Origin of the sequence: Aeromonas sp. (assembly GCF_050633025.1) — a bacterium.
GTDB lineage: Bacteria > Pseudomonadota > Gammaproteobacteria > Enterobacterales > Aeromonadaceae > Aeromonas.
Map to the genome: position 1 here is coordinate 1 of NZ_JBODRQ010000026.1, position 26,177 is coordinate 26,177.

A 26,177-nucleotide genomic window follows, 5' to 3' on the forward strand; every position below is an offset into this window, starting at 1 on the left:
GTAGCGCCGATGGTAGTGTGGCATTCGCCATGCGAGAGTAGGACACTGCCAGGCATCAATTAAGCAACTACAGCGATGTGGTTGGTCGCGATACAACGTCAGGTTGTGTTGGACAAAAGATTTAGATAGCGCACACAGTGCGGTCTTTACCGGTTAGTGTGCTGATATGGCTCAGTTGGTAGAGCGCATCCTTGGTAAGGATGAGGTCCCCAGTTCGACTCTGGGTATCAGCACCATTAAAGCAAAAGCCTCCCTGAAAAGGGAGGCTTTTTTGCATTTGCCTCTCGGCAAAACGGCACTATATTCTCTGCTGCTCCCCATTTTTTAGGGTTTCATACTTCCCCATCGAACGCTATTTTTGTGGTTCATTTGACCACAAAAGCTATTAATATCGCGATATTCATCATGGTTTGATTGACGTAAAACGTTTTACATGTAAAATCCGGCGCGTTTTGCCTATTACGTGGAGAAAAAGCATGGCGCAGGATAACGAATACTGTTTGGGGGCGGTTCCCGCCAAAGGGCGCAAAGGTGTGCTGTCGTTGATGCTGGTGATGCTCGGCCTGACCTTCTTCTCTGCCAGCATGTGGACCGGCGGTGCGCTGGGCACCGGCTTGGTGTTCGATGATTTCATCAAGGCGGTACTGCTCGGCAACTTGCTGCTGGGTATCTACACCGCCTGTCTCGGCTATATCGGTGCTTCAACCGGTCTCTCTACCCATCTGCTGGCCCGTTACTCGTTTGGGGTGAAAGGTTCCTGGCTGCCATCCCTGTTGCTGGGCGGCACTCAGGTTGGCTGGTTCGGTGTCGGCGTCGCCATGTTTGCGCTGCCGGTGCAGAAGGCGACCGGCATCGATGTGAACTGGCTCATCGCCATTTCGGGCATTCTGATGACGGTGACCGTCTACTTAGGGATCTCCGCTCTGATGGTGTTGAGCTTTGTGGCCGTACCGGCCATTGCACTGCTCGGCGGCTACTCGGTCTGGCTGGCAGTGACCTCGACCGGTGGCATGGCTGCGCTGCAGCAGGTACAACCAAGCAATCCCATCGAGTTCACCACTGCGTTGACCATGGTGGTCGGTTCCTTTATTAGCGCAGGAACCCTGACCGCCGACTTTGTTCGATTTGGTCGCAAACCCTGGGGCGCCGTCATGATCACCATGGTGGCGTTTTTTTTGGGCAACACTCTGATGTTCGTCTTCGGTGCAGCCGGCGCGGCCGTGACCGGTCAGGCCGATATCTCGGAAGTGATGTTGATGCAGGGGCTGCTGATCCCCGCCATTCTGGTACTGGGTCTCAATATCTGGACCACAAACGACAATGCGCTCTACGCTTCGGGTCTTGGTTTTGCCAACATTACCGGCCTCAAGAGCAAGCCGCTCAGCGTGATCAATGGATTGATTGGTACGGCTTGCTCCCTCTGGCTCTACAACAACTTTGTCGGTTGGCTGGCCTTTTTGAGTACGGCAATTCCGCCGATCGGTGGCATTATCATCATGGATTTCCTGCTCAATCGTGAGCGTTACCGTCAATTTGCCGATCAGCAGTTCGAGACGGTGCGCTGGCAGGCGCTGGTCGCCACGGCAGTCGGGGTGGCTGTCGGCAAGTGGCTGCCGGGCATAGTGCCACTCAACGCGGTATTGGGCGCCGCCTTCACCTATTTCATTCTGGTTCGCCTCACCCAGCGGCCGGTTCTGGTACAGGAAGCTAACAAATGCTGATTCAACATATTCGTTTGGCCGATCGGGAAGGATTGTGGCAGATCCGCTGTCAGGATGGGGTCATCACCGCCATCGAACCCCATGACGAACATGCCGTCGCCGGTCGGGTGCTGGACGGGGAGGGCGGTCTGGCGATTGCTCCCTTTATCGAACCCCATATTCACCTCGATACCACCCAGACGGCCGGCGAGCCGAGCTGGAACCTCTCCGGTACCCTGTTCGAGGGGATCGAGCGCTGGGCCGAGCGCAAGGCGCTGCTGACCCATGAGGATGTGAAACAGCGCGCCATCCAGACGCTGAAGTGGCAGATCGCCAACGGCATCCAGTTTGTCCGTACTCACGTCGATGTCTCCGATCCCAATCTAGTGGCGCTCAAGGCGATGCTGGAGGTGCGGGAGGAGATGAAGGAGTGGGTCGAGCTGCAGATCGTCGCCTTCCCGCAGGAGGGGATCCTCTCCTACCCCAACGGCAAGGCACTGCTGGAGGAGGCGCTCAAGCTGGGTGCCGACGTGATTGGCGCGATCCCTCACTTCGAGTTCACTCGGGAATATGGGGTCGAAAGTCTGCACTACATCTTCGATCTTGCCGAGAAGTATCAGGTTCTGGTCGATGTGCACTGCGACGAGATCGATGATGAACAGTCTCGCTTTATCGAGACGCTGGCAACTCTGGCCTACGAGCGGGGTATTGGCCACCGTGTCACTGCCAGTCACACTACCGCAATGCACTCCTACAATGGCGCCTATGCTTCCCGCCTGTTCCGGCTGCTGAAGATGGCGGACATCAACTTCGTGGCCAATCCGCTGGTGAACATTCACCTGCAGGGGCGGTTCGATACCTATCCCAAACGCCGCGGCATTACCCGGGTGAAGGAGATGCTGGAGGCGAACATCAACGTCTGTTTCGGTCACGATGACGTGTTCGATCCCTGGTATCCCATGGGCACCGCCAACATGTTGCAAGTGCTGCACATGGGGCTGCATGTCTGCCAGATCATGGGTTACGAGCAGATCAACGATGGGCTGAAGCTGATCAGCAGCCACAGCGCCCGCACCCTGAATGTGCAGGATCGCTATGGTATCGAGGTGGGCAAACCGGCCAACCTGTTGATCCTGCCCGCCGACAACGGCTTCGATGCGGTGCGCCGTCAAGTGCCGGTGCGCTATTCAATCCGTCACGGCAAGGTGATTGCCCAGACCAGGCCGGCCCAAACCGAAATCGTGCTGGGTGAGCCCGAGCCCATCGATTTTCGCCGCTGAGATTTCAATCAGGCTGGAGGACGATTAGTTCCGCCTCTGGGCACAAGGGCCGCCATTGCGACATAATGGCGACCTGACCCTGAGGGAGTGACACAATGCAAACCTGGTTCTATGTTGCTGCAGGGGGCGCCATCGGCGCCTGCCTTCGTTTTGGGATTGCCGAACTGATGGCCTTGCTGCTGGGGCGCCACTTTCCTTACGGGACTCTGGTGGTCAACGTGGTGGGCTCTTTCATCATGGGGGTGGCATTCGCCCTCATCAGTCACGGTCATGTGGTAGAACACCCGATGAAGCCGCTGCTGATGGTGGGGATCCTTGGTGCCCTGACTACTTTCTCTTCCTTTGCCCTCGATACGGTAGTGCTGGCTCAACATGGGGCCTATCTGAAAGCGCTGCTCAATATCGGTCTCAATCTCTTCCTCTGTCTGGCCATGGTGGTGCTGGGCATGCAGTTGGTTGCGAGCCGGGTTTAAGGTGTCCGGACGCCAGTGGCTCTGGTAAACTGGCGGCCATTCTTTGCTCTATGGGTGTTTAAGGGATGTCAGAACAAGCAACGACAACGCATTTTGGCTTTAAAACCGTGGCCGCGACCGAGAAGGAAACTCTGGTAGCAGGTGTCTTCCATTCGGTGGCAGCCAAGTATGATCTGATGAACGATCTGATGTCGTTCGGCATCCACCGCCTGTGGAAGCGCTTCACTATCGACTGTTCCGGTGTGCGCAAGGGACAGAAGGTGCTGGATCTGGCCGGTGGTACCGGCGATCTGACCGCCAAGTTCTCCCGCATCGTTGGCGAGACCGGTCAGGTGGTGCTGGCGGATATCAACGACTCCATGCTGAAAGTGGGTCGCGATAAGCTGCGCAATCTGGGGGTCGCCAACAACGTCTCCTACGTGCAGGCCAATGCCGAGGCGCTCCCCTTCCCGGATAACCACTTCGACGTGATTACCATCGGCTTCGGCCTGCGCAACGTCACCGACAAGGACAAGGCGCTCGCCTCCATGTTCCGGGTGCTCAAGCCGGGTGGCCGTCTGCTGGTGCTGGAGTTCTCCAAGCCGGTCAGTGAAGTGATCGCCAAGCTCTATGACCTCTACTCCTTCAAACTGCTGCCGAAAATGGGCGAAATCGTCGCGAACGACAGTGAAAGCTACAAATATCTGGCAGAGTCCATCCGCATGCACCCGGATCAGCAGACCCTGGCTGGCATGATGGAAAATGTCGGTTTCGAGCAGGTGGAGTATTTCAATCTGACTCAGGGTGTGGTCGCCCTGCACCGCGGTTACAAGTTTTAAGGTTGCCTATGCCGATGGATGCCATGGTCACCGCGGTGATCGAAACCAGCCTCAACCAGTTGCTGGCGCTGGACAAACAGAGCCCGGAGCGGCTGCGCAAACTGGTGGGCAAGGTGCTCAAGCTGGAGCTGCGTGAACTCAAGCCGCTCTGGTTCGTCTTCTCCGAGCGTCGACTGGATGTGCTGGCCCAGCATGAAGGGGAGGCCGATGCGGTGCTCAGCCTGTCGCTGACCGCCCTCGGTCTGCTGAAAGATCCGTCCGCCCTGACCCGCTATATCCGCGAGGAGAAGCTGGATCTGAGCGGTGATCCCCAGCTGGTGCAGGCATTCAGCGTGCTGCTGGGTGAGCTGGATATCGACTGGGAAGAAGAGCTGTCGCGCTATACCGGCGACGTGCTGGCCCACACCCTGTTCAGTGGTGCCCGTCAGGCGCGTCGTCTGGTCGGCCGTGAGCTGTGCCGCACCCGCAGCCAGCTGGCGGAATATCTGACCGAAGAGGCCCGCCTCGCCCCCGGCCCGCTGGAAGTGGCGAGTTTCAACGATGACGTCGAGGTGCTGGCCCAGCAGCTCAAGGCCGTCGAACTGCGGCTGGCTCGACTCGAACAGCAGGTGGCCTGATGACCCCGAAGGAGTTCAAACGCCTCTATCGCATCATCACCATCTTGCTGGAGCAGGGCATCGACGAGTTGGTGCCCGCTCGCTATCAACCCTGGCCGGGTCGTCTGGCCCGTCGCTCCCTGTTCTGGATCAAGAACAAGCAACCTGATCTCAGCCGTGGCGCTCGCATCCGGCTTGCCTTTGAGGCGCTCGGCCCCATCTTCATCAAATTTGGCCAGATGCTCTCGACCCGGCGTGACTTGCTGCCGCCGGACATCGCCGAGGAGCTGGCCCTGCTGCAGGACAGGGTGCCCCCCTTCTGTGGTCAGGCGGCGCGCCAGCAGATCGAGCTGAGCCTGGGTTGTCCCATCGAAACCCTGTTTGACGACTTCGACGAGACGCCGCTGGCGTCGGCTTCCATCGCGCAGGTGCATACCGCCCGCCTGAAGGAGAGTGGCCGCGAGATCGTCATCAAGGTGATCCGTCCCGATATCGAGCCTGTCATCGAGGCTGACCTGCGGCTGATGCAGGCGCTGGCCCGTCTGGTGGCACGTTTTGTGCCCCAGAGCGCGCGACTGCGCCCCATCGAGGTGGTGGAGGAGTATCGCAAGACTATCCTCGACGAGCTCAATCTGATGCGTGAAGCGGCCAATGCCATCCAGCTGCGCCGCAATTTCACCGGCTCCGAGGCGCTTTATGTGCCTGAAATCATCACCGACCTCTGCCGCGAGCAGGTGCTGGTGATGGAGCGGATCTACGGTATTCCGGTCTCCGACATTCCTGCGCTGGAAGCCAACGGCACCAACATGAAGCTGCTGGCCGAGCGCGGGGTAGAGGTCTTCTTCACCCAGGTGTTCCGCGACAGCTTCTTCCACGCCGATATGCACCCGGGCAACATCTTCGTCTCTTACGAACATCCGGAAAACCCGCTCTGGATCGGCATCGACTGCGGCATCGTCGGCACCCTCAATCGGGAAGACAAACGCTATCTGGCGGAGAATTTCCTCGCCTTCTTCAACCGTGACTATCGCCGGGTGGCGGAGCTGCACGTGGAGTCGGGCTGGGTACCGGCAGACACCAAGGTGGATGAGTTCGAGTTCGCCATCCGCACCGTGCTGGAGCCCATCTTCGAGAAGCCGCTCTCCGAGATCTCGTTCGGCCACGTGCTGCTCAACCTGTTCAACACCGCGCGTCGCTTCCATATGACGGTGCAGCCGCAGCTGGTGCTGCTGCAGAAGACGCTGCTCTATGTGGAAGGGTTGGGGCGTCAGCTCTACCCGCAGCTCGATTTGTGGCAGACCGCCAAGCCGTTCCTCGAAAACTGGATGCACGAACAGGTCGGGCCCAAGTCGGTATTGAACGCCATCAAGGAGAAGGCGCCATTCTGGGCGGAGAAGCTGCCGGAGCTGCCGGAGCTGGTCTATGAGACCCTGCGTCAGACCCGTCATCAGCAGCGTCATTTCGACCAGATGTTTGCCGAGTTCCGCCGTCACAGCCGTCGGCAGGGGCAGGCCCGCTACCTCTTAGGGGTTGGAGCCAGCCTGCTATTGGTGGGTGTATTCTTGCTGACCCAAAAGCAATACATCGAGTGGGGTCAAATTAGCCTCACCGGTGCCGGGCTCTGCTGGCTGGTCGGCTGGTGGCGAACCCGTTCCCATTAATCAACAACCGCGCCATCCGGCGCCAGTTATGGAGAGAAAATCATGGGTGGTATCAGTATTTGGCAATTGTTGATCATCGCAGTCATCGTCGTGTTGCTGTTCGGTACCAAGAAACTGCGCGGCATTGGCGGTGATCTGGGGGCTGCGGTCAAAGGGTTCAAGAAAGCCCTCTCCGACGAGCCGGCTGATGCCAGGGCCGAGCAGAAAGATGCCGAGTTTCCCCCGAAACAGCTGAATGAAGCGGCCACTCAGAGCAGTGAGGCCGCCAAGCAGAAAGACAAAGACCAGGCCTAAGCCATGTTCGATATCGGTTTTTGGGAGCTGGTCGTTATCGGTGTGGTAGCACTGGTGGTACTGGGGCCCGAGCGGCTGCCGGTTGCCATCCGCACGGCTACCCACTGGATCCGCCTCGTTCGTTCGACCGCGAACTCGGTCAAGTCCGAGCTGGAGCAGGAGCTCAAGTTGCAAGAGCTGCACAACGACCTGAAAAAGGCCGAACAGTTGCAGATGAGCAATTTGAGCCCCGAGCTGCAGGAGTCCATCGAACAGCTCAAGGCGGCGGCCCAGTCGGTCAATCGCCCCTATCAGGTGGAGAACGAGATCCGTCCGCCACGCCCCGAGCCGGTCGCTCAGGTTGAACCTGCCACATCGGTGGGGCCTGCGGTGCAGCTGAACCACGATGTGCAGCCGGTCAACAGCCAGCAGGCGCATGAAGTCGTGAACGAGCCAGTCAGCAAAGGGGAGGTGAAGCCATGAGTCAGGCCGAGCAACCCCTGATCAGCCATCTGATTGAGCTGAGAAGTCGATTGATGCGTGCCTTGGCTGCCATCCTGCTGGTGTTTCTGGCGCTGATCTACTTCTCCAACAACATCTACGACTTCGTGGCCCAGCCGCTGCTCAGCCAGCTGCCGGCAGGGACCAGCATGATCGCGACGGATGTGGCGACCCCCTTCCTGACGCCTATCAAGCTGACGCTGGTGGTCTCCTTCTTCGTGGCGATCCCCTATCTGCTCTATCAGGCCTGGGCCTTTATTGCCCCCGGTCTGTACCAGCATGAACGGCGCCTGATCATGCCGCTGGTGGTCTCCAGTGCATTGCTGTTCTATGCGGGGATGGCGTTCGCCTACTACGTGGTGTTCCCGTTGGTATTCGGTTTCTTCACCAGTACCGCCCCTGCCGGGGTGACGGTGGCAACCGACATCGCCAGCTATCTGGACTTCGTACTGACCCTGTTCTTCGCGTTCGGGGTGGCGTTTGAAATTCCGGTGGCCACTATACTGCTATGCTGGACCGGCGTGACTACACCGCAAAACCTGAAGGAGAAACGTCCCTACGTTATCGTCGGGGTGTTTGTGGTCGGCATGCTGCTGACGCCGCCTGATGTCTTCTCACAGACCCTGCTTGCCATCCCGATGTGGGCGCTGTGGGAGATAGGTCTGTTCTTCGCCCGCTTCTACGTGAAAGAAGAGAGCGAAGATAAGCAGGAACAGACTGAAGAGGGGAGCTAAGGCTCCCTTCCTCTTTTCATGCTCCCGTTCGAGGCGTATGGTAAGACCCCATTCGGTAGATGGTTTTCAAATACCTGATATGTATTCCTTTTGTCTGGAACGCCTCATCCCATGATCGATATCGGTTTAAACCTGACCAGTAGCCAGTTCGCCGGTGAACAGCCTGAGCTGGTGGCCCGTGCCCGCGCCGCCGGAGTGGAAGCGCTGATCCTGACCGGTACCGATCTGGACGGCAGCCGCGAGAGCGCAGAGTTGGCCGCCCGCTGGCCGGGCTACTGCTTCTCCACCGCCGGGGTCCATCCCCACGATGCCAAGAGTGTCGATGAGGCGACCCTGCCCGCCCTGCGCGAGCTGGCGGCCTTGCCGCAGGTGGTGGCTATCGGCGAGTGCGGCCTCGACTACAACCGCGATTTCTCTCCCCGTCCGGTGCAGGACGCTGTGTTCGACGCCCAGCTGGCACTGGCTGCCGAGCTCGGGATGCCGGTGTTTCTCCACTGCCGCGATGCGCACGCCCGTTTTATCGAAATCCTCCGTCCCTGGTTGCCCAGGCTGCCGGGAGCCGTGCTGCACTGCTTCACCGGCTCCGATGAAGAGCTGGACGAGTGTCTGGCATTGGGGCTGCATATCGGGGTGACCGGCTGGCTCTGCGACGAACGCCGCGGCCAGCTGCTGCGCGAGCAGGTGGCCCGCATTCCGGCCGGTCGGCTGATGATCGAGACCGATGCCCCCTATCTGGTGCCGCGGGATCTGAAACCTCGCCCGAAACGCAACGAACCCGCTTTTTTGCCGCACATCGCCCAGGTGGTGGCGGCCTGTCGTGGTGAAGCGCCCGAGGCCTTGCTGGCCCACACCCGGGCCACCTCCGCCGCGTTCTTCCAACTTCCTCTCCAGGAGTGATTCATGGCTACAACTCTTCCGGGCGCCTTTCCGGGCCGCCGCCTGCGCCGTCTGCGCAAACATGATTTCAGCCGTCGTCTGGTGCGCGAGAACGTACTGACCGTCAACGATCTCATCTATCCGGTGTTCGTGCTGGAGGGGGAGAACCGTCGGGAAGCCGTCCCTTCCATGCCGGGGGTGGAGCGTCTCTCCATCGATCTGCTGCTGGAGGAGGCTGCCGAACTGGTTGAACTCGGCGTCCCCGCGATTGCCCTGTTCCCGGTGACCCCGCTGGAGAGCAAGAGCCTGATGGCGGAAGAGGCCTACAACCCGGACGGGCTGGCCCAGCGCACCGTACGCGCCCTCAAGGCCCGCTTCCCGGAGCTCGGGGTGATCACCGACGTGGCGCTCGATCCGTTCACCACCCACGGTCAGGACGGCATCATCGATGATGAAGGCTATGTGCTGAACGACATCACCACCGAGATCCTGATCAAGCAGGCGCTCTCCCACGCCGAGGCCGGGGTCGATATCGTGGCGCCGTCCGACATGATGGATGGCCGCATCGGTGCCATCCGTGCCGCGCTGGAAGAGAACGGCTTCATCAACACCCAGATCATGGCCTACTCCGCCAAGTACGCCTCCTGCTACTACGGCCCGTTCCGCGATGCGGTCGGTTCTGCCGGCAACCTTGGCAAGAGCAACAAGGCCACCTACCAGATGGATCCGGCCAACAGCAACGAAGCCCTGCACGAAGTGGCGCTCGACATCGCGGAGGGGGCCGACAGCGTGATGGTCAAGCCGGGCATGCCCTATCTGGACGTGGTTCGTCAGGTGAAGGATCAGTTCGGTGTGCCGACCTTCGCCTATCAGGTGAGCGGCGAGTATGCCATGCACATGGCGGCGATCCAGAACGGCTGGCTGAAAGAGAAGGAGACCATCATGGAGTCCCTGCTCTGCTTCAAGCGGGCCGGTGCCGACGGCATCCTCACCTACTTCGCCAAGCGCGTGGCGCAGTGGCTGAAGGAAGATGCCCGCTAAGCGGGTTGAATAGATAAACGAGAGGGGGAGCCGATGGCTCCCCCTCTGTCGTTATTGCTCTCTTTTGGTAACGAGCGGATGATTACAGCTTTATCTAGGCATCGCTCCAGGCAGAGCCGGTCGCGGTTGATGCATAGTGGCTGAGGCACGGCTCCCTTTTTTATGACCCGCTGATTACAGCTTGGTCCAGGCATCGCTCCAGGCAGAGCCGGTACCCGGCGCATAGTGGCTGGTCGAGCCGCTACACCAGCCGCTGTAGGGCCAGGGTTTACACTCGTAGTTGCCACCGGCATTGCTGACCCGATCACCGGCCTGATAGCCGGTGTTGGGGGCGTAGACCGGGTAGTCATCCTCGCCACCGCCGCTGCTCTCTTCGGTCAGCGCAACCGGGAAGCGCTGTACCACCGGCTGCTGGCCATCTGCCCGACCGTTGATCACAACGTCGTAGCTGCCATCGGTGACATTGCTGCCCTGCAGTACCAGGGTGCTGGTGCCGTTCACCTGGCTGCTGGTGGTACCGTGGTTGCGGCCGCTCTGCTCCAGAGTCGCGGTGATCTGTACCGGGTTGGCGGTGGTGATGTTGAAGCGGATGGAGACCTGACCGTTAACTATGGTGTAGTCGGAACCCATGGCGCCGACAGTGAAGTCGCTGCTGCCTTCGGCGGGTGGTGTTGTGCCGCCGCAGTCGCTGTCGCCCTGTACGCGCCAGACGCCCCAATCACCTGTGGTGCCCGGCTCTTCGTTCTGGGTCCACCAGCCTGCCAGCCAGTTCTTGCCGTTGTGGCTGACGATGTCGCCGCCCACATAGACCTTCTTGGCATCCCAGCTGTTTTGACAGATGGCACCCTGCTCCCTGACGGTCACGTTGCGCAGTTGGGTCACCTGCTGGTTGGCACTGTCGCTCACCTGATAGGTGAGGGTGTAGCGGCCAACCTTGCTGCTGTCGACGTTGCCGCTGACCTGAATGTTGGCGGTCAGATCGCCATCTTCCTCATCGTGGGCGCTGACGCCGGCCATGGCGTTGAACGGCGTACCGAGCTCGATAGTAGTGTCCGCAATACCGGTAAAGATCGGCTTCATGCTGTAGACCTCGACGGTGCGAACCTGCTCGGTGGTCTGGTTGTCGCTGTCGCTCACCTTGTAGGTGAGGGGATAGAGGCCGATGCGCTGGCTCTCTACCGAACCTTCCACCTGGATCTGACCGGTCAGATCGCCATCTTCCTTGTCGCTGGCGCTGACGCCGGCCAGCGGGTCAAAGCGGGTGCCGTGCTTGACGCGGGCATCACTCAGGCCACTGAACACCGGCTTGCCGTTTTCGTCCGGCGGGGTGATGTTCTGATCGTGGATGAAGGGGCCGTAGCTCTTGATGAAGGCTTCGTTGTAAGCCTGACCGGCCGCGTTGCGACCCATGTCCCAGTTGATGGACCAGGTCATCACGCCGCGCAGGGGCTGACCCTGGCTCTTCAGCTTGTTGAAGGCATCGAAGAGATCCTGCGGATTCTTGACGTAACCGGTGGCGGCCGCATCGATATTGGTCGGGATGCCGAATACCAGCTTGTCGTGAGGGATCTTGTAGTAGCCGCGGCTGCCGTTGATCAGCGAGTCCGCCATGTAGTAGATGAACTCTTCTTTCAGGGCATCGTTGTTCTGGGCGATCCAGCCTACCCGGTCGATCCAGATACCGTCGCCACCCTGGTTGTAGAACTGGGGATTGATCCAGTCGTAGTAGCCTTCCAGCGCCCGCAGATAGGGGGTATAGAGACCGCTGGCGGTCAGGTAGGGGAACTCCGGCGCCATGGTGATGAGGAAGTTTTTCCCTTGGGCGCGGTAGTGATCCTTGACCAGACGCAGGGCCGCCGGGATCACGGTCTGGTTGTCGGCGGCAGTGATGGCGGCCTGTTCCAGATCGATATCCAGCCCGTCGAAGCCATAGGTCTCCACCAGACGGATGATCTCGTTGGCAAAGGCCTGCTCCTGACCCTTGCGCAGCTCGATGTGTGCATCGGCACCGCCCAGCGCTAGCAGCACGGAACGGCCCTGACGGTTCAGCTCTGCAATCTGCTCGATAAACTGGCTTTCACTCATGCCGATGGCCGGGTCGAGTTTGAAGGTGGGGATGGGATCGCTGCCATAGACCTTCATGAAGGAGACATCGACCACGTTGTATTGCGGGTTGACTTGATCGAGCTTGACGCAGGGGACTATACCGCCCTTGTAGCCCGAGCTGTCACACCAGTTGTGCCAGTAACCCACTACGACACCGGATTGGGGATTGACCATGGCCTGACCGGCCGAGGCGGCCTGCGCCATGGGGGCGCCCATGCCGAGCAGGCAGCCCAGCAGGGATAACTTCAATTTGTTCATCTTGATATCTCCATACATTACAAACGGAGCGTCCAGCTATGGCTGAACTCTCCCGGGGGCAGCCCCGCTGTCATAGGTGTTTTCCCTTAGACCGGTGGCTTTGCGTCGCGCCCTTTCGGGTCACTTTGCCTTTTTCACCCGATTTCTGTGCAGCACAGAGAATCAAGTGACCTGAATAACAGGCTGCTTATGATATGCACTTAAATATAAATTAATCAATGTATGTACATGATTTGTTTTGGTTATTAACTTTTCGATTAGTTATTTTCCAAGCATGGAAAGGACCGGTAATAGGCCGCTGTAACCTACTCTTTTGTCGATTGGATTTGCTCTGCTCCCTTGTGGTTCGAGAGTTGAAAAAGCCACAAAAAGAGTAAAAAAGAACCGATTATTCATGCTGTTGCCGTCCAGTATCTGGCAGAGAGGTGTTGGAGCTCACAAAGAGGGGAAAACAGTGCTGATAGGCGGATTGAAGCTTGATTATTGCGTGACTTGGCCACATGTTAGAAAGCCATACAGAGCTGCTAAAGCGGTCTGTGCAAGACCAAACAAGAGGTAACCGGGATGAATAACCCTTTGCTGACAATGGATTCGCTGCCCCCTTTCAGCCAGATCCAGCCTGATCATGTACAGCCCGCAGTGACGCAGGCCATCGCCGATTGCAAACAGAAGATCAAGGATGTGCTGGCACACGCCGAGCCCCACACCTGGGATAGCCTGATTGCCCCGCTGGAAGAGGTAAATGACCGTCTGTCACGGATCTGGTCACCGGTCAGCCACCTCAACTCCGTACTCAATAGCGAAGCGCTGCGCGAGGCCCATGACGCCTGCCTGCCGCTGCTCTCCGAATTCCAGACCTATGTCGGTCAGCATGAAGGGCTCTATCAGTCCTATCTGGCCCTCTCCCAGAGCGATGATTTCCCGCGGCTTGGCGACGCCCAGCGCAAGGAGATCCAGAATACCCTGCGTGACTTCCGCCTCTCCGGCATCGGTCTGCCTGCCGAGGCGCAGCAGCGTTACGGCGAAATTCAGGCCCGCCTCTCCGAGCTGGCCTCCCGTTTCAGCAACAACGTGCTGGATGCGACCCAGGGCTGGCACAAGCTGGTGGCCGATGAAGCCGAACTGGCCGGTCTGCCCGACAGCGTGCGTGCCGCCGCCCGTCAGATGGCCGAACTCAAGGGCAAAGAAGGGTGGCTGTTCACTCTGGATATCCCCTCTTACCTGCCGGTGATGATGTATGCCGACAACCGCGAGCTGCGTGCCGAGATGTATGAGGCCTTCACCACCCGCGCCTCCGATCAGGGCCCCAATGCCGGCAAGTGGGACAACTCCGCCATCATGAGCGAGCTGCTCACCCTGCGCCGCGAACTGGCTCAGTTGCTGGGGTTCGCCAACTATGCCGAGCTGTCGCTGGCCACCAAGATGGCGGACAAGACCGAACAGGTGGTGAGTTTCCTCACTGATCTGGCGGCCAAATCCCTGCCGCAAGGCAAGGCCGAGTTGGAAGAGATCCGCGCCTTCGCCGCCGAACAGCACGGTCAGAGCGAGCTGGCCGCCTGGGATCTCGCCTACTACGCCGAGAAGCTCAAGCAGCACAAGTTCTCCATATCCGACGAGCAGCTGCGCCCCTATTTCCCCGCCAACAAGGTGGTGAAAGGGTTGTTCGAAGTGGTCAAGCGGGTGTTTGGCATGAAGGTGCGCGAGCGCCTCGGCATCGACACCTGGCACCCTGACGTGCGCTTCTACGACATCTTCGATGCCGACGACGAGCTGCGCGGCAGCTTCTATCTAGACCTCTATGCCCGCGAGCACAAGCAGGGCGGTGCCTGGATGGATGTCTGCCTGGGTCGTCGCTACCGTCAGGATGGTTCACTGCAAAAGCCGGTAGCCTACCTGACCTGCAACTTCAACGGCCCGGTGGATGGCAAGCCTGCACTGTTCACCCATAACGAAGTGGTCACCCTGTTCCATGAGTTTGGCCACGGCATTCACCACATGCTGACCCGCATCGATGTGGCCGGTGTCGCCGGTATCAACGGCGTGGCGTGGGATGCGGTAGAGCTGCCGAGCCAGTTCCTCGAGAACTGGTGCTGGGAGTCCGAAGCACTGGCCTTTATCTCCGGCCACTACGAGACCGGCGAGCCGCTGCCTGCCGATCTGCTGGAGAAGATGCTGACCGCCCGCAACTTCCAGGCGGCGATGCAGATGCTGCGCCAACTGGAGTTTGCCCTGTTCGACTTCCGCCTGCATCAGGAGTTTGACCCAGCCAATCCGGCACAGCTCCCGGCGCTGCTGGACGAGGTGCGCAGCCAGGTGGCGGTGATGACACCACCGACCTTTAACCGCTTCCCGCACAGCTTCTCCCATATCTTCGCGGGCGGCTATGCGGCGGGTTACTACAGCTACAAGTGGGCCGAGGTGCTCTCTGCCGATGCTTTCTCCCGCTTCGAGGAGGAGGGCATCTTCAACCCGGCGACTGGCCAATCCTTCCTGAAGAATATTCTGGAGAAGGGGGGCTCGAAGGAGCCGATGGAGCTGTTCCGAGCCTTCCGTGGTCGTGAGCCCAAGGTGGATGCACTGTTGCGACACAGCGGGATCGCCGCCTGAGGGTCCTGATCCGCCTGGGTGGACATCAATTGGATGCGTCTTTGTGGCGTAGTGGGATCAAGGCGTGATTTCTGCGATAAAAAGGGACCTTTAGGTCCCTTTTTTCAAGGCTTTTTAATATCTTGCTGATAGCATATTTGCACTGCCCGCACCTCTTCAGTAGAGTCGTGCTCTAACCTTCCAGGAGAGAAAGTCCCTTGCCATGAGGCGAGCACTCGATTCCGTCTATCAAATCATCTCCAGTCTGGCTCATTCGAACGGTCAGGGGTATTGCGATACCTTTGTGAGTGAAATCGCTGTTGCAGTGATGGCGGATGTCGCTCTGATCGCCAGCAGGGAATCAAATGCTAGCCACCTGACGGTTCAGGCAGCGTATCCTTCCTCTCTTGACCCCGATACCCTGATGCTGCCAATGACTGACTCTCCCGATGCCATTACCTGGCAGGAGGGGGAAGCCTGGTTCAGCGATCGTCTGTTGCAGCTGTTCCCCGCGATGCAGCTTACCGACGAGTGGCAGGCCCAGGCCTACGCCGGGATCGCCCTCAAGGATGCGGATGGCGAGACCATAGGTATCTGCTGCCTGCTCTATCGTCAGCCGCAGGCCAATATGACCAAGGTGATGGGGCTGCTCCGGTTGCTGGGGCCGCTGGCCGGTCGTGAACTGGCGTTGATGCTGCAACGCCAGCTGCCACAGCTCTTGCCTGATACCCCCCATGTGCTGCAGAGCATGCTGTTTCAGGCCCCGGTGGGGATCGGCAAGCTCGATCTCACCGGCCGAATTCTCTGGGCCAACCCGGCCATCGAGAAGATGCTGGGCTATCCCCTCAACGAGTTGCTGCAGTGCACTATCTCCGATATTAACCACCCCGAGGATTGGCAGCACAGCATCGCCAGCTATGCAGAGATCCGGCGGGGTGAGTGCAGCAGTTTCACCCGGGAGAAGCGCTACTTCTGCAAGGGGGGCGAGATCCTGTGGGTGAGGGTGACCGTTACTCTGATCCGCGATGAGCAGCAGCAACCGGACTACCTGATGGTGCTGCTGGAGAATATCGATCCCCTCAAGCGCCATGCGGAGCAGCTCAAGCTCTCCCACCGGGTCTACGATAACCTCTCCGAAGCCATTCTGGTGTGTGATGCCGACAGTCGTATCATCTCGGTCAATCCGGCCTTCGAGCAGATCACCGGCTACCGCAGTGAGGAGGTGTGTGGCCAGCGCCCCAGTATCCTCAACTCCGGCCTCCATGATCGGACCTTCTATGCCGACATGTACCATGCGCTGGAGCGGGTGGGCGTGTGGCGTGGCGAGGTGTGGAACAAACGCAAGAACGGCAAGCTCTATCCGCAGCAGCTGATGATCAGCACCCTGCGCGAAGCTGGCAAAATCCAGCAATATATCGCCATTTTCAGCGATATTTCCCAGACCAAGGTGGCCGAGCAGAAGATCGCGACCCAAGCCAACTACGACAACCTCACCAGCCTGCCCAACCGCTGGCTGTTTGGCCGCAGCCTCAACCGCTTCTGCGAGCAGGGCGAGCGGTTTGCGCTGATGGTGCTCGACCTCAACAACTTCAAGGCGGTCAACAACAGCATGGATCACCATGCCGGTGATGCCCTGCTGCGGGAAGTCTCGGATCGGCTGGTGAGCCGGGCACGTACCGAAGATCTGGTGGCCCGCATCGGTGGCGATGAGTTTGCGTTTCTGGTGCCCGGCATCGTTACCCGCCGTCAGGCCGAGGTGTTTGCCAAGCAGGTGATCGGTAATTTCTCCCGTCCCTTTATGCTGGCTAATCAGCATCTCTATGTGACGGCAACCATCGGCATGACCCTCTGCCCGGTCGATGGCTGTGAGAGCGATGAGTTGTTGCGTAACGCCGAGCAGGCGCTGTTTACAGCCAAGCGGCAGGGGCTGTTGCTCGGTGTTTATTGCTCGTCCATGCGGGAAGAGGCCCGCCAGCGTCACCAGATGCAGCAGGATCTGGCCGAAGCGATCAAGCTGGAACAGCTGACCATGGCCTATCAGCCCATCTGGGACAACCGCAGTGGGCGGGTTGCCAAGCTGGAAGCCTTGGTGCGCTGGTATCACCCCCAATGGGGCCAGGTCTCACCTGCCGAGTTTATTCCACTGGCGGAAGAGGCTGGGCTGATGCAGGGGCTAGGCTCACTGGTATTGTGGCAATCGTGTCGGGATCTGGCTCGGTTGCAGCAGTCCGGCTTCCCGGATCTGCAGATGTCGATAAATCGATCCACCATGGAGTTCCAGACCATAGATCCCGAGGCGAGCGAGTGGCTCAAGGTTATTCACCATTTTGGGCTCGATCCTGCCGACATCGTGATCGAAATCACCGAATCTCTGTTGATGGAGAACAGCGATCAGCACAGGGTGCGGATCGATGCCCTGCGCGATGCAGGTTGCAAGCTGGCTATCGATGACTTTGGTACCGGCTACTCGGCCCTCAACTATCTGCGCACTTTCCCGGTAGATCTGGTCAAGATCGACCGCTCCTTCGTACGCTATATCCCCTTCAACGAGCAGGATCGGATGCTGCTCGACGGCATCATCAACATAGTGCACAACCTCGGCATGCAGGTGGTGATCGAGGGTGTAGAGACCCGCGAGCAGCTCAACTTCCTCTGCCAGAAGGGGTGTGCTTTCACCCAGGGCTATCTGCTCAGCCGCCCGCTGGCCTATGACGACCTCATCGATTACCTCGCTCTCAACCGTCAGGGGATGAACCTCACAGTCGTGAGCTGATCTACCGCTTCTGTTATCATGGCTGCTTCTGTTCGTGCCATGAGTCTGCCTCCTATGCACCATATTCAGGTTTTCAGTGAAGTATCCACCCGTGATGGCGAGCTAGATGCCTTGCGTTTACGCCTTGCGGATGTGGCGTTTCCGGCTCCGTTTGCGCTGGTACTGACTGAAGAGAGACTGGAACTGCGCAAGCTGGATGAACCCAAGCTGGGTGCCGTCTATGTGGACTTCGTGGAAGGGGCGGTGGCGCATCGTCGCAAGTTTGGCGGTGGTCGCGGTCAGTCCATCGCCAAGGCGGTGGGGCTCAAGGCCGGAGCCACACCCACAGTGGTGGATGCCACCGCCGGGCTGGGGCGCGATGCCTTCGTGCTTGCGTCCCTTGGTTGCAAGGTGACCCTGATCGAACGTAGCCCTGTGGTGGCTGCTTTGTTGCAGGACGGGCTGGCTCGGGCGGCACAGGATCCCGAGATTGGCCCCTGGGTCAGCGAGCGGATGCATCTGCTGCAAGGCCCGGCGGTGGACAACTTGCTGGCGCTGCCGGAGCGGCCCGAGGTGATCTACCTCGACCCCATGTTCCCCCACAAGCAGAAGTCGGCGCTGGTGAAAAAAGAGATGCGGGTGTTCCAGTCGCTGGTGGGGGCGGATCTCGATGCCGATGCTCTGCTGCCAGCTGCGATCCAAATGGCAGAGAAGCGGGTGGTGGTGAAGCGCCCCGACTACGCCGGCTGGCTCAATGAACAGAAGCCCAGCATGGCCATCGAAACCAAGAGCAACCGCTTCGATGTCTATGTGATGGCGGCGATGGCGAGTTAAGCGGCGACAGGCATATCGTCCGGGCGACCAAAGAAGAGGGCCAACCCGATCGGGTTGGCCCTCTTGCTATCTATTGGCTGTCTGACTGGGCTGGCGGGGCGAAGCGGATGAGCTTCTCTTCCCCTTGCCAGTGCAGGCGCAGGGTCGCCAGATCCGCCAGACTGAGCTGCTCGCCACTGTGCAGCAGCAGATACTCGACCCCTTCGCTGGCTTCGATAGTGCGGATCTTGTCAGCCCGCTGGCGACCATCGCGGCTGGTGAGGGTCACCGGCAGTTGCCAGCTGGCAGCAATTTCGAGCCAGTCGTAGAGGTCACAGCTGATGGGTTGGTAATCCGGCATGGTCTGCTCCTTGAGAAGATAGGGGGATCAGCCCTCCTGCAAACGGGTGGGCCAGCCCATCTTCTGCTGGCGCTCCACTTCAAAGCGCAGTTCGCTGGCGCGCAGATAGTGCTCTTCGAGCCACCCTTTGGGCAGGGTCAGTGTGAGTGCATCCTCGTCGGCTTCCAGCGTGAAGCGAGGTACAGTGCCCTGGGTGCGGCGCATGCAGAGGATCAGGGCGATGCGCAAGATGCGGGCCAGCCGGATCGCCTGACGAGCGGTCACTGCCCCCTGCTTCTCCAGCGGCTCAAGCTTGAATTCATCCCGCTGGTTGAACAGCAGAGCTGACAACAGTTTCTTTTGCGCCGGGGTGAAGCCTGGCATATCGATGTTGTCGATGATGTAGGCGGCGTGTTGCGGCGCCTTCTTGTACTCGATACAGAGACCGATCTCGTGCAGCAGTGCCGCGTAGCGCAGGATCGGGCGACCATAGCGTTTGGAGAGCCGCCAGGCCGGCTGCAGCTGGGTGAACGCCTCGATGGCGGTATCGCGCACTCGTTCGGCGTGCGCCTTGTCCAGCTGGTAGCGGTTGATCAGGCTATCGGCGGTGCGATCCCGGGCGTCGCAGTCGTGATTATTGCCCAGCAGGCCGTAGATCAGGCCTTCGCGCAGGGCTCCACCCGCCAGCGTCATACTCTCGATATCGAGGGTTTCGAAGATGGCGATCAGAATGGCGAGGCCGGAGGGGAACACGGTCAGCCGCTCGGCCGCCAGCCCTTCCAGTTGCAGCTGGTCGAGCTTGCCGCAGGCGATGGCCTGACCCATCAGCTCCTGCAACTTCGGCAGGGTGACCCGCTCGCTCTTCCCTTGCGCCAGCATGATCTCTTGCAGCGCCTGTACCGTGCCGGAGGCGCCAACGCAGGTGCGCCAACCGAGGGCGCGGTAATCTTCCGCCACCTTCTCCAGCACCGCCTTGGCGGCAGCAATCGCCTGCTCGAAACGGGCTTCGGAGAGCTCGCCATCACCAAAGTGATTATTGAGCCAGGTGACGCAGCCCATGTGCAGGCTGTTGAGCAGTTTTGCTTCGCTATGTTCGCCGATCACCAGTTCGGTACTGGCACCGCCGATGTCGATTACCAGCCGGTTGCCTTCCCCGGCAGAGGTCCAGGAGACCCCTTCATAGATGGTTTTGGCCTCTTCCTCGCCCGAGATGATCTCGATGCTGTGGTTGAGTACCCGTTCCGCTTCGCTGAGGAATTCGTCGACGTTGGTAGCAAGCCGCAGGGTGGCGGTGCCCACCACCCGGATGTTGTCGGCCGGAATGTCCTGCAGCTGTTCGGAGAAGAGACGCAGACAGTCCCAGCCCCGTTCCATGGCGGCACGGCTGAGGCGAAATTCTGGATCGAGCCCGGCGGCGAGGCGAACTTTGCGCTTGACCTTGGCGACGGTGCGCAGGGCACCGGCGACCTCGCGCACCACCAGCATGTGAAAGCTGTTGGAGCCGAGATCGATGGCGGCATAGAGTGGCGAGCAGTGCAACGGGCCTATCCTTTAGCTTTTGCGCGGCGGACGACGGCGGTTGTTGCTGTTGCCACCGCCCTGGCGATCCCGCATGTTGCGATTCACCGGTTGACGGTTGCGGAACACCCGTTTCGGCGCGGTGACATCATCCAGCAGCGCTTCGCGATCATATTTGCTGACCGGAATGGCGTGGTGGATGTACTCCTCGATGGCCGGCAGGTTGAAGGCATAGTCTTCACAGGCCAGGCTGATGGAGTGACCGCTCTTGCCGGCACGGCCGGTACGACCGATGCGGTGTACATAGTCTTCGGCGTCGTCGGGCAGGTCATAGTTGAATACGTGAGTGACGTCAGGGATGTGCAGACCACGGGCGGCCACATCGGTGGCGACCAGAATGTCCAGCCCCCCCTTGGTGAACTCTTCCAGGATTTTCATCCGCTTCTTCTGTGGCACGTCGCCGGTCAACAGACCAACGCGGTGGCCGTCGTTCTCCAGCCAGGCATGGACGTCTTCACAGACATGCTTGGTGTTGGCGAAGACGATCGCTTTTTCCGGCCACTCCTCTTCCATCAGGGAGAGCAGCAGCAACATCTTGTCTTCATTGGAGGGGTAGAACAGCTCCTCCTTGATCCGTACGCCGGTCATCTGCTCCGGTTCGACCTGCACATGTTCCGGGTGGTTCATGTGTTCGTAGGCCAGCTCCTGTACGCGCAGGGAGAGGGTTGCGGAGAACAGCATGCTCAGACGCTCGGTCGCGGGCGGCATGCGGCGGAACAGGAAGCGGATGTCCTTGATGAAGCCCAGATCGAACATGCGATCCGCTTCGTCCAGAACCACTACCTGGATGTTGCTCAGGTCGATCACCTTGGACTTGAAGTAGTCAATGATACGGCCGGTGGTGCCGACCAGGATGTCGACGCCCTGCTCCAGCACGGCCAGCTGCTTGTCGTAACCTTCGCCACCGTAGGCGAGGCCGAGTTTCAGGCCGGTAGAGGCGGAAATGCTGTCGGCATCGTTATAGATCTGTACTGCCAGTTCCCGGGTGGGTGCCATGATGATGGCTCTGGGTTGGTTAACCAGACGGGGCTTGGTCAGCGGGTGAGTCAGTAAATAGTTGAATGTCGCGGCCAGGAAGGCAATGGTCTTGCCGGTTCCTGTCTGGGCCTGACCGGCGAGGTCATGACCTTCTACCAGCAGTGGCAGAGACAGTGCCTGGATGGGCGTGCAATAGTGAAATCCCTTTGATTCCAGACCAGCCAGAACTTCGGGTTCGAGGCCCATTTGGGCGAATTTGTCGGTCGTTAAGTGTGTTTTGCTCATGGCGGTAGGTTATCAGGTTAGGCTTGCAATAATAAACAGGATCATTTCAAATAGGGCAACTATTGCCTTTATTGACCTGTCAATAAAGCCTTATTTACTGACTGGAGTTGGAGATGAGTGACAAGATTGTTCAGCTGAGCGATGCCAGCTTCGAGGCAGATGTAATCAAAGCCGATGGCGCCGTTCTGGTCGACTTCTGGGCCGAGTGGTGTGGTCCGTGCAAGATGATTGCCCCGATCCTGGAAGAAGTTGCCCAAGAGTACGAAGGTCGCGTGACCGTAGCCAAACTGAACATCGACCATAACTCTGATACTCCGCCCAAGTACGGCATTCGTGGTATCCCGACCCTCTTGCTGTTCAAGAATGGCGAAGTGGCAGCGACCAAGGTCGGTGCTCTGTCCAAGACTCAGCTGAAAGAGTTCCTGGACGGTAACCTGTAATAATCGAAGAGGAGCGCATTGCAATAATGCGCTCCTTCTGTTTTATCACCTAGACGCTCACCCAGATTGGTGCTAATTTATCGCTCGTTTGCTAACCTTTTTTTGCCTGACTCTTTGCTCACACATCAGCCTGGCAAATCAAATCTGATCAGCATCAATCCAGCAGACTGTCTCCTCATTTCAATCCTTGCTTACAGACTTTCACCACTATGAATCTGACTGAATTAAAGAACACTCCTGTGTCCGAGCTGGTACAGCTTGGCGAATCCATGGGGTTGGAAAATCTGGCTCGGGCGCACAAGAAAGATATTATTTTTGCCATCCTCAAGGCGCACGCCAAGGGTGGTGAAGATATCTTTGGCGACGGTGTGCTGGAAATTCTGACCGATGGTTTCGGCTTCCTGCGCAGTGCAGACGGCTCCTATCTGGCCGGCCCTGACGATATCTACGTCTCTCCGAGCCAGATCCGCCGCTTCAACCTGCGCACCGGTGATACCATCTCCGGCAAGATCCGGCCACCTAAAGAAGGCGAACGCTACTTCGCATTGCTCAAGGTCAATGAGGTCAACTACGACCGTCCGGAAAACTCCCGCAACAAGATCCTGTTTGAAAACCTTACCCCCCTGCATGCCAATGAACGTCTGCGTATGGAACGGGGTAACGGTTCTACCGAAGATATCACCGCTCGCGTACTGGATCTGGCTTCCCCCATCGGTAAAGGCCAGCGCGGCCTGATCGTGGCGCCGCCCAAGGCCGGTAAAACCATGCTGCTGCAGAACATCGCCCAGAGCATCGCCTACAACCACCCTGACTGCGAACTGATCGTCCTGCTGATCGACGAGCGTCCGGAAGAGGTGACCGAGATGCAGCGCATGGTGAAGGGTGAAGTTATCGCCTCCACCTTTGACGAGCCTGCTTCCCGTCACGTGCAGGTTGCCGAAATGGTGATCGAGAAGGCCAAGCGTCTGGTCGAGCACAAGAAAGATGTGGTGATCCTGCTGGACTCCATCACCCGTCTAGCTCGCGCCTATAACACTGTTATCCCGTCATCCGGCAAGGTACTGACTGGTGGTGTAGACGCCAACGCCCTGCACCGTCCCAAGCGCTTTTTCGGCGCCGCGCGTAATGTTGAGGAGGGCGGCAGCCTGACCATCATCGCCACCGCGCTGATCGATACCGGCTCCAAGATGGACGAGGTTATCTACGAAGAGTTCAAGGGTACCGGCAACATGGAACTGCACCTCTCGCGCAAGATTGCCGAGAAGCGTGTCTACCCGGCCATCGACATCACCCGCTCAGGCACCCGTAAAGAAGAGCTGCTCACCTCAGGTGACGAGTTGCAGAAGATGTGGATCCTGCGCAAGATTGTCCACCCGATGGGCGAGATCGACGGTATCGAGTTCCTCATCGACAAGCTGGCGATGACCAAGACCAACGACGAGTTCTTTGACGCCATGCGGCGCCAGCAGAAGTAAGTCCGGTCAGAAAATGACGAAACCGCGGCCCTGGTCGCGGTTTTTGTTTATCTGTTTTCCGGTCGCCCTAGTAGTATGAGATCCCGATGTCACATGGATGGAGACGTCATGAAGCCTGTTTTCTGGTTATTGCTGGGGTTGCTGAGTGCAATGCCAGTCTATGCGCAGAGTGCTCCGGTCGCGGTGACAGCCGAGACGTTGCAGACGCACCAGCGCTATCTGGCGGGCCGTCTGCAGGAGGGGCAATTTGCTGCAATCGACTCTCTGCTGGCGACCCTGAGCCGCGAGCGGCGGGAGTTCCTGCTGTTGCAGCTGCTGCGGGATATTCCCGCGACCACCCCTGCATCCCCTGCGTTGCAACAGTGGGTCGCGGCTCAGGCCGACAAGGCCCCCGAGTGGCTCATGGAGCAGCAGGTCGACGGTTTTCTGGTGCAGCAACCTGTCTATGATTTTGCCGCTCGCGCCCGTCAGTTGCTGGGGGAGTGGCAACTGCAATCACTGGTGCAGCGCTATCGCCAGCAGCTTGCCCAGGGCAGCTTCCAGCTCAAGTCCATCTATTACAGCAGTAACCCCGATATTGCCATGCAGCAGCAAGCCCTGTTGCTGGCCCTCGACACCTTGCCGCAACCGATCTGGATGCGGGAGGCGCAAGAGCTGGCCAGCCAGAATATCTATCTGCCCGACAATCATCTGTTGTTCCATCTGTTGCAGCGCACCGGGGAACCGGCGCTCTATGGCATGCTGTGGCGGCGGCCGGCAGATCAGGATGCGCTGCGCGCACTCTCTACTATCAACCTTTTCCATCACGGCAGTACCGCCAGCTCCCTGCTGATTGCAGCCAGTGGCAATCCCGGGCTGAGAGAGCCGGCCCTGCGCCAATTGAGTGCTCTCGCGCCTTTGCCACCGCAGGCCCAGAAATATCTGCTGGCCCAACTCGCCAATAGCCAATACGGGGCGCAGGTGGCAGGTTTGTTGATGGAGATGGATGAGCCTCGACTGCTCTCTGCGCTGGCCCGACACTTTGGCCGGCATGAGATATCCCCGATTGTTCCGGGGCTGCTGCCCGATTCGGGTACAACGAAGGGGAAGCCAGGGTTATAATGCCTAACCTCCTGAAGCTGGTTGGGAACTTGCATGAAATACAAGGATTTGCGTGATTTCATCGCGCAGCTGGAACAAAACGGACAACTCAAGCGCATTACCCGCGAGATAGATCCCTATCTGGAGATGACCGAGATCAGCGACCGCACCCTGCGTGCGGGTGGCCCGGCTCTGCTGTTCGAAAATCCCAAAGGCTACACCATGCCGGTGCTGACCAACCTGTTCGGTACCCCGGATCGGGTCGCGATGGGGATGGGTCAGCCCGATGTGGGCGCCCTGCGTCAGGTCGGGGTCTGGCTCTCCTATCTCAAGGAGCCCGAGCCGCCCAAGGGATTCAAGGAGCTGATGGAGAAGCTGCCGATCTTCAAGCAGGTGCTCAACATGCCGACCAAACGCCTCTCTTCCGCCCCCTGCCAGCAGGTGGTGCAGGAGGGAGATGCGGTCGATCTCGACCAGATCCCGATCCAGCACTGCTGGCCCGGCGATGTGGCGCCGCTGGTCACCTGGGGCCTCACCATCACCCGTGGCCCCTACAAGAAACGCCAGAACCTCGGCATCTATCGCCAGCAGAAGATCGGCAAAAACAAGCTGATCATGCGCTGGCTGGATCATCGCGGCGGTGCCATCGATTTTCGCGAGTGGCAGGAGGCCCATCCGGGTGAGCGATTCCCGGTAGTGGTGGCACTTGGCGCCGATCCGGCGACCATTCTCGGCGCCGTGACGCCGGTGCCGGATACCCTCTCCGAGTACGCCTTCGCCGGTCTGCTGCGCGGCAGCCGTACCGAGGTGGTAAAAGCCATCAGCTGTGACCTGGAGGTGCCCGCCAGCGCCGAGATCGTGCTGGAAGGCTATCTGGAGCCGGGCGAGATGGCGCCGGAAGGCCCTTATGGCGACCACACCGGTTACTACAACGAGGTGGACGAGTTCCCGGTCTTTACCATCACCCACATGACTATGCGCAAGGATGCCATCTATCACAGCACCTACACCGGCCGTCCGCCCGATGAGCCGGCGGTGCTGGGGCTGGCGCTGAACGAGGTGTTCGTACCGCTGCTGCAGAAGCAGTTCCCCGAGATCGTGGACTTCTATCTGCCGCCGGAGGGGTGCTCCTACCGGATGGCGGTGGTGACCATCAAGAAACGCTACCCTGGCCACGCCAAGCGGGTGATGCTGGGGGTCTGGTCCTTCCTGCGCCAGTTCATGTATACCAAGTTCGTGGTGGTCTGTGATGACGACATCAACGCCCGCGACTGGAAGGATGTGATCTGGGCCATCACCACCCGGATGGACCCGGCACGGGACACCACATTGATCGAGCACACCCCGATCGACTATCTGGACTTCGCCTCACCCATCTCCGGCCTTGGCTCCAAGATGGGGTTGGATGCTACCAACAAGTGGCCGGGAGAGACTAATCGGGAGTGGGGTCAGCCCATAGTTCAGGATGAGGCGGTGAAGCAGAAGATCGATGCCATCTGGGATGAGCTGAATATTCTCGGCTGAGATGAGAGT

Annotated in this window: 22 protein-coding genes, 1 tRNA gene and 1 riboswitch; of the genes, 19 read left to right on the top strand and 4 right to left on the bottom strand. The window is 59.3% G+C overall.

Going from position 1 to position 26,177, the window contains the following annotated elements; translation table 11 throughout:
* The first annotated feature begins 160 nt into the window (after positions 1-160).
* The 12 genes from ACRAUW_RS05620 (at position 161) to hemB (ending at position 9,953) form a co-directional block, all read left to right on the top strand.
* Positions 161-236: transfer RNA gene (locus ACRAUW_RS05620), tRNA-Thr, on the top strand.
* 240 nt (positions 237-476) lie between these two features.
* Entirely contained in the window at positions 477-1,721 is a 1,245-nt protein-coding gene (gene codB, locus ACRAUW_RS05625) for a cytosine permease (RefSeq protein WP_431361501.1), read from the top strand.
* Complete coding sequence (locus tag ACRAUW_RS05630) at positions 1,715-2,980, top strand: cytosine deaminase (protein ID WP_106844567.1); 1,266 nt, start codon at positions 1,715-1,717, stop codon at positions 2,978-2,980. Before codB ends, ACRAUW_RS05630 begins: the two co-directional genes overlap by 7 nt.
* 95 nt (positions 2,981-3,075) lie before the next feature.
* The gene (gene crcB, locus ACRAUW_RS05635; RefSeq protein WP_005339378.1) at positions 3,076-3,453 is read left to right on the top strand and encodes a fluoride efflux transporter CrcB; all 378 of its coding nucleotides are present in this window, start codon (positions 3,076-3,078) and stop codon (positions 3,451-3,453) included.
* A 65-nt stretch (positions 3,454-3,518) separates the two neighbouring features.
* Complete coding sequence (gene ubiE / locus ACRAUW_RS05640; RefSeq protein WP_005342396.1) at positions 3,519-4,271, top strand: bifunctional demethylmenaquinone methyltransferase/2-methoxy-6-polyprenyl-1,4-benzoquinol methylase UbiE; 753 nt, start codon at positions 3,519-3,521, stop codon at positions 4,269-4,271.
* An 8-nt stretch (positions 4,272-4,279) separates the two neighbouring features.
* Positions 4,280-4,888 (top strand): ubiquinone biosynthesis accessory factor UbiJ, encoded by a 609-nt coding sequence (locus ACRAUW_RS05645; RefSeq protein ID WP_431361502.1) that lies wholly within the window; start codon positions 4,280-4,282, stop codon positions 4,886-4,888.
* Positions 4,888-6,528 carry a ubiquinone biosynthesis regulatory protein kinase UbiB gene (gene ubiB / locus ACRAUW_RS05650; RefSeq protein WP_431361503.1) on the top strand — a complete coding sequence of 547 codons (1,641 nt, stop codon included), beginning with the start codon at positions 4,888-4,890 and terminating at the stop codon, positions 6,526-6,528. The genes ACRAUW_RS05645 and ubiB overlap by 1 nt, the downstream gene beginning before the upstream one ends.
* A 42-nt stretch (positions 6,529-6,570) precedes the next feature.
* The gene (gene tatA / locus ACRAUW_RS05655; RefSeq protein ID WP_431361504.1) at positions 6,571-6,822 is read left to right on the top strand and encodes a Sec-independent protein translocase subunit TatA; all 252 of its coding nucleotides are present in this window, start codon (positions 6,571-6,573) and stop codon (positions 6,820-6,822) included.
* Between the two features lie 3 nt (positions 6,823-6,825).
* Positions 6,826-7,284, top strand: coding sequence for a Sec-independent protein translocase protein TatB (gene tatB / locus ACRAUW_RS05660; RefSeq protein ID WP_431361505.1), 459 nt, complete (start codon positions 6,826-6,828; stop codon positions 7,282-7,284).
* Complete coding sequence (tatC, locus tag ACRAUW_RS05665; protein WP_431361506.1) at positions 7,281-8,036, top strand: twin-arginine translocase subunit TatC; 756 nt, start codon at positions 7,281-7,283, stop codon at positions 8,034-8,036. The genes tatB and tatC overlap by 4 nt, the downstream gene beginning before the upstream one ends.
* Positions 8,037-8,147: 111 nt before the next feature.
* Complete coding sequence (locus ACRAUW_RS05670) at positions 8,148-8,933, top strand: TatD family hydrolase (RefSeq protein ID WP_429214638.1); 786 nt, start codon at positions 8,148-8,150, stop codon at positions 8,931-8,933.
* 3 nt (positions 8,934-8,936) lie between these two features.
* Positions 8,937-9,953, top strand: a complete 1,017-nt coding sequence (gene hemB / locus ACRAUW_RS05675; RefSeq protein WP_431361507.1) for a porphobilinogen synthase — start codon at positions 8,937-8,939, stop codon at positions 9,951-9,953.
* Between the two features lie 174 nt (positions 9,954-10,127).
* Here hemB and ACRAUW_RS05680 read toward each other — a convergent pair whose 3' ends face one another.
* On the bottom strand, positions 10,128-12,317 hold the full coding sequence (locus tag ACRAUW_RS05680) for an immunoglobulin-like domain-containing protein (protein WP_431361508.1): 2,190 nt from the start codon (positions 12,315-12,317) through the stop codon (positions 10,128-10,130).
* A 54-nt stretch (positions 12,318-12,371) separates the two neighbouring features.
* A riboswitch (cyclic di-GMP riboswitch) is annotated at positions 12,372-12,457 on the bottom strand.
* Positions 12,458-12,881: 424 nt separating this feature from the next.
* On the opposite strand from ACRAUW_RS05680, the gene prlC reads away from it, so the two are divergent.
* From prlC to ACRAUW_RS05695, 3 genes are all read left to right on the top strand, one after another.
* Positions 12,882-14,924, top strand: coding sequence for an oligopeptidase A (gene prlC, locus ACRAUW_RS05685; protein ID WP_431361509.1), 2,043 nt, complete (start codon positions 12,882-12,884; stop codon positions 14,922-14,924).
* A 202-nt stretch (positions 14,925-15,126) separates the two neighbouring features.
* Positions 15,127-17,676, top strand: coding sequence for a sensor domain-containing protein (locus ACRAUW_RS05690; RefSeq protein WP_431361510.1), 2,550 nt, complete (start codon positions 15,127-15,129; stop codon positions 17,674-17,676).
* A 54-nt stretch (positions 17,677-17,730) separates the two neighbouring features.
* On the top strand, positions 17,731-18,489 hold the full coding sequence (locus ACRAUW_RS05695) for a class I SAM-dependent methyltransferase (protein ID WP_431361521.1): 759 nt from the start codon (positions 17,731-17,733) through the stop codon (positions 18,487-18,489).
* Between the two features lie 70 nt (positions 18,490-18,559).
* Here ACRAUW_RS05695 and ACRAUW_RS05700 read toward each other — a convergent pair whose 3' ends face one another.
* The 3 genes from ACRAUW_RS05700 to rhlB are packed head-to-tail and all read right to left on the bottom strand — an operon-like array spanning position 18,560 to position 21,649.
* The gene (locus ACRAUW_RS05700) at positions 18,560-18,829 is read right to left on the bottom strand and encodes a Rho-binding antiterminator (protein WP_431361511.1); all 270 of its coding nucleotides are present in this window, start codon (positions 18,827-18,829) and stop codon (positions 18,560-18,562) included.
* A gap of 27 nt (positions 18,830-18,856) precedes the next feature.
* Complete coding sequence (gene gppA / locus ACRAUW_RS05705; RefSeq protein ID WP_431361512.1) at positions 18,857-20,347, bottom strand: guanosine-5'-triphosphate,3'-diphosphate diphosphatase; 1,491 nt, start codon at positions 20,345-20,347, stop codon at positions 18,857-18,859.
* A 12-nt stretch (positions 20,348-20,359) separates the two neighbouring features.
* A complete protein-coding gene (rhlB, locus tag ACRAUW_RS05710; RefSeq protein WP_431361513.1) occupies positions 20,360-21,649 on the bottom strand; it encodes an ATP-dependent RNA helicase RhlB in 1,290 nt (429 codons plus the stop codon).
* A 113-nt stretch (positions 21,650-21,762) separates the two neighbouring features.
* Here rhlB and trxA point away from each other — a divergent pair, with 113 nt between their 5' ends.
* The 4 genes from trxA to ubiD all read left to right on the top strand — a co-directional run bounded on the left by trxA (position 21,763) and on the right by ubiD (position 26,168).
* Positions 21,763-22,089 (top strand): thioredoxin TrxA, encoded by a 327-nt coding sequence (trxA, locus tag ACRAUW_RS05715; RefSeq protein ID WP_005339416.1) that lies wholly within the window; start codon positions 21,763-21,765, stop codon positions 22,087-22,089.
* 209 nt (positions 22,090-22,298) lie between these two features.
* Entirely contained in the window at positions 22,299-23,564 is a 1,266-nt protein-coding gene (gene rho, locus ACRAUW_RS05720) for a transcription termination factor Rho (RefSeq protein ID WP_431361514.1), read from the top strand.
* Positions 23,565-23,672: 108 nt separating this feature from the next.
* Positions 23,673-24,665 (top strand): hypothetical protein, encoded by a 993-nt coding sequence (locus tag ACRAUW_RS05725; RefSeq protein ID WP_431361515.1) that lies wholly within the window; start codon positions 23,673-23,675, stop codon positions 24,663-24,665.
* Positions 24,666-24,698: 33 nt separating this feature from the next.
* Positions 24,699-26,168: a 4-hydroxy-3-polyprenylbenzoate decarboxylase gene (ubiD, locus tag ACRAUW_RS05730; protein ID WP_431361516.1), complete on the top strand. Its 1,470-nt coding sequence runs from the start codon at positions 24,699-24,701 to the stop codon at positions 26,166-26,168.
* The last annotated feature ends 9 nt before the right edge of the window (positions 26,169-26,177 follow it).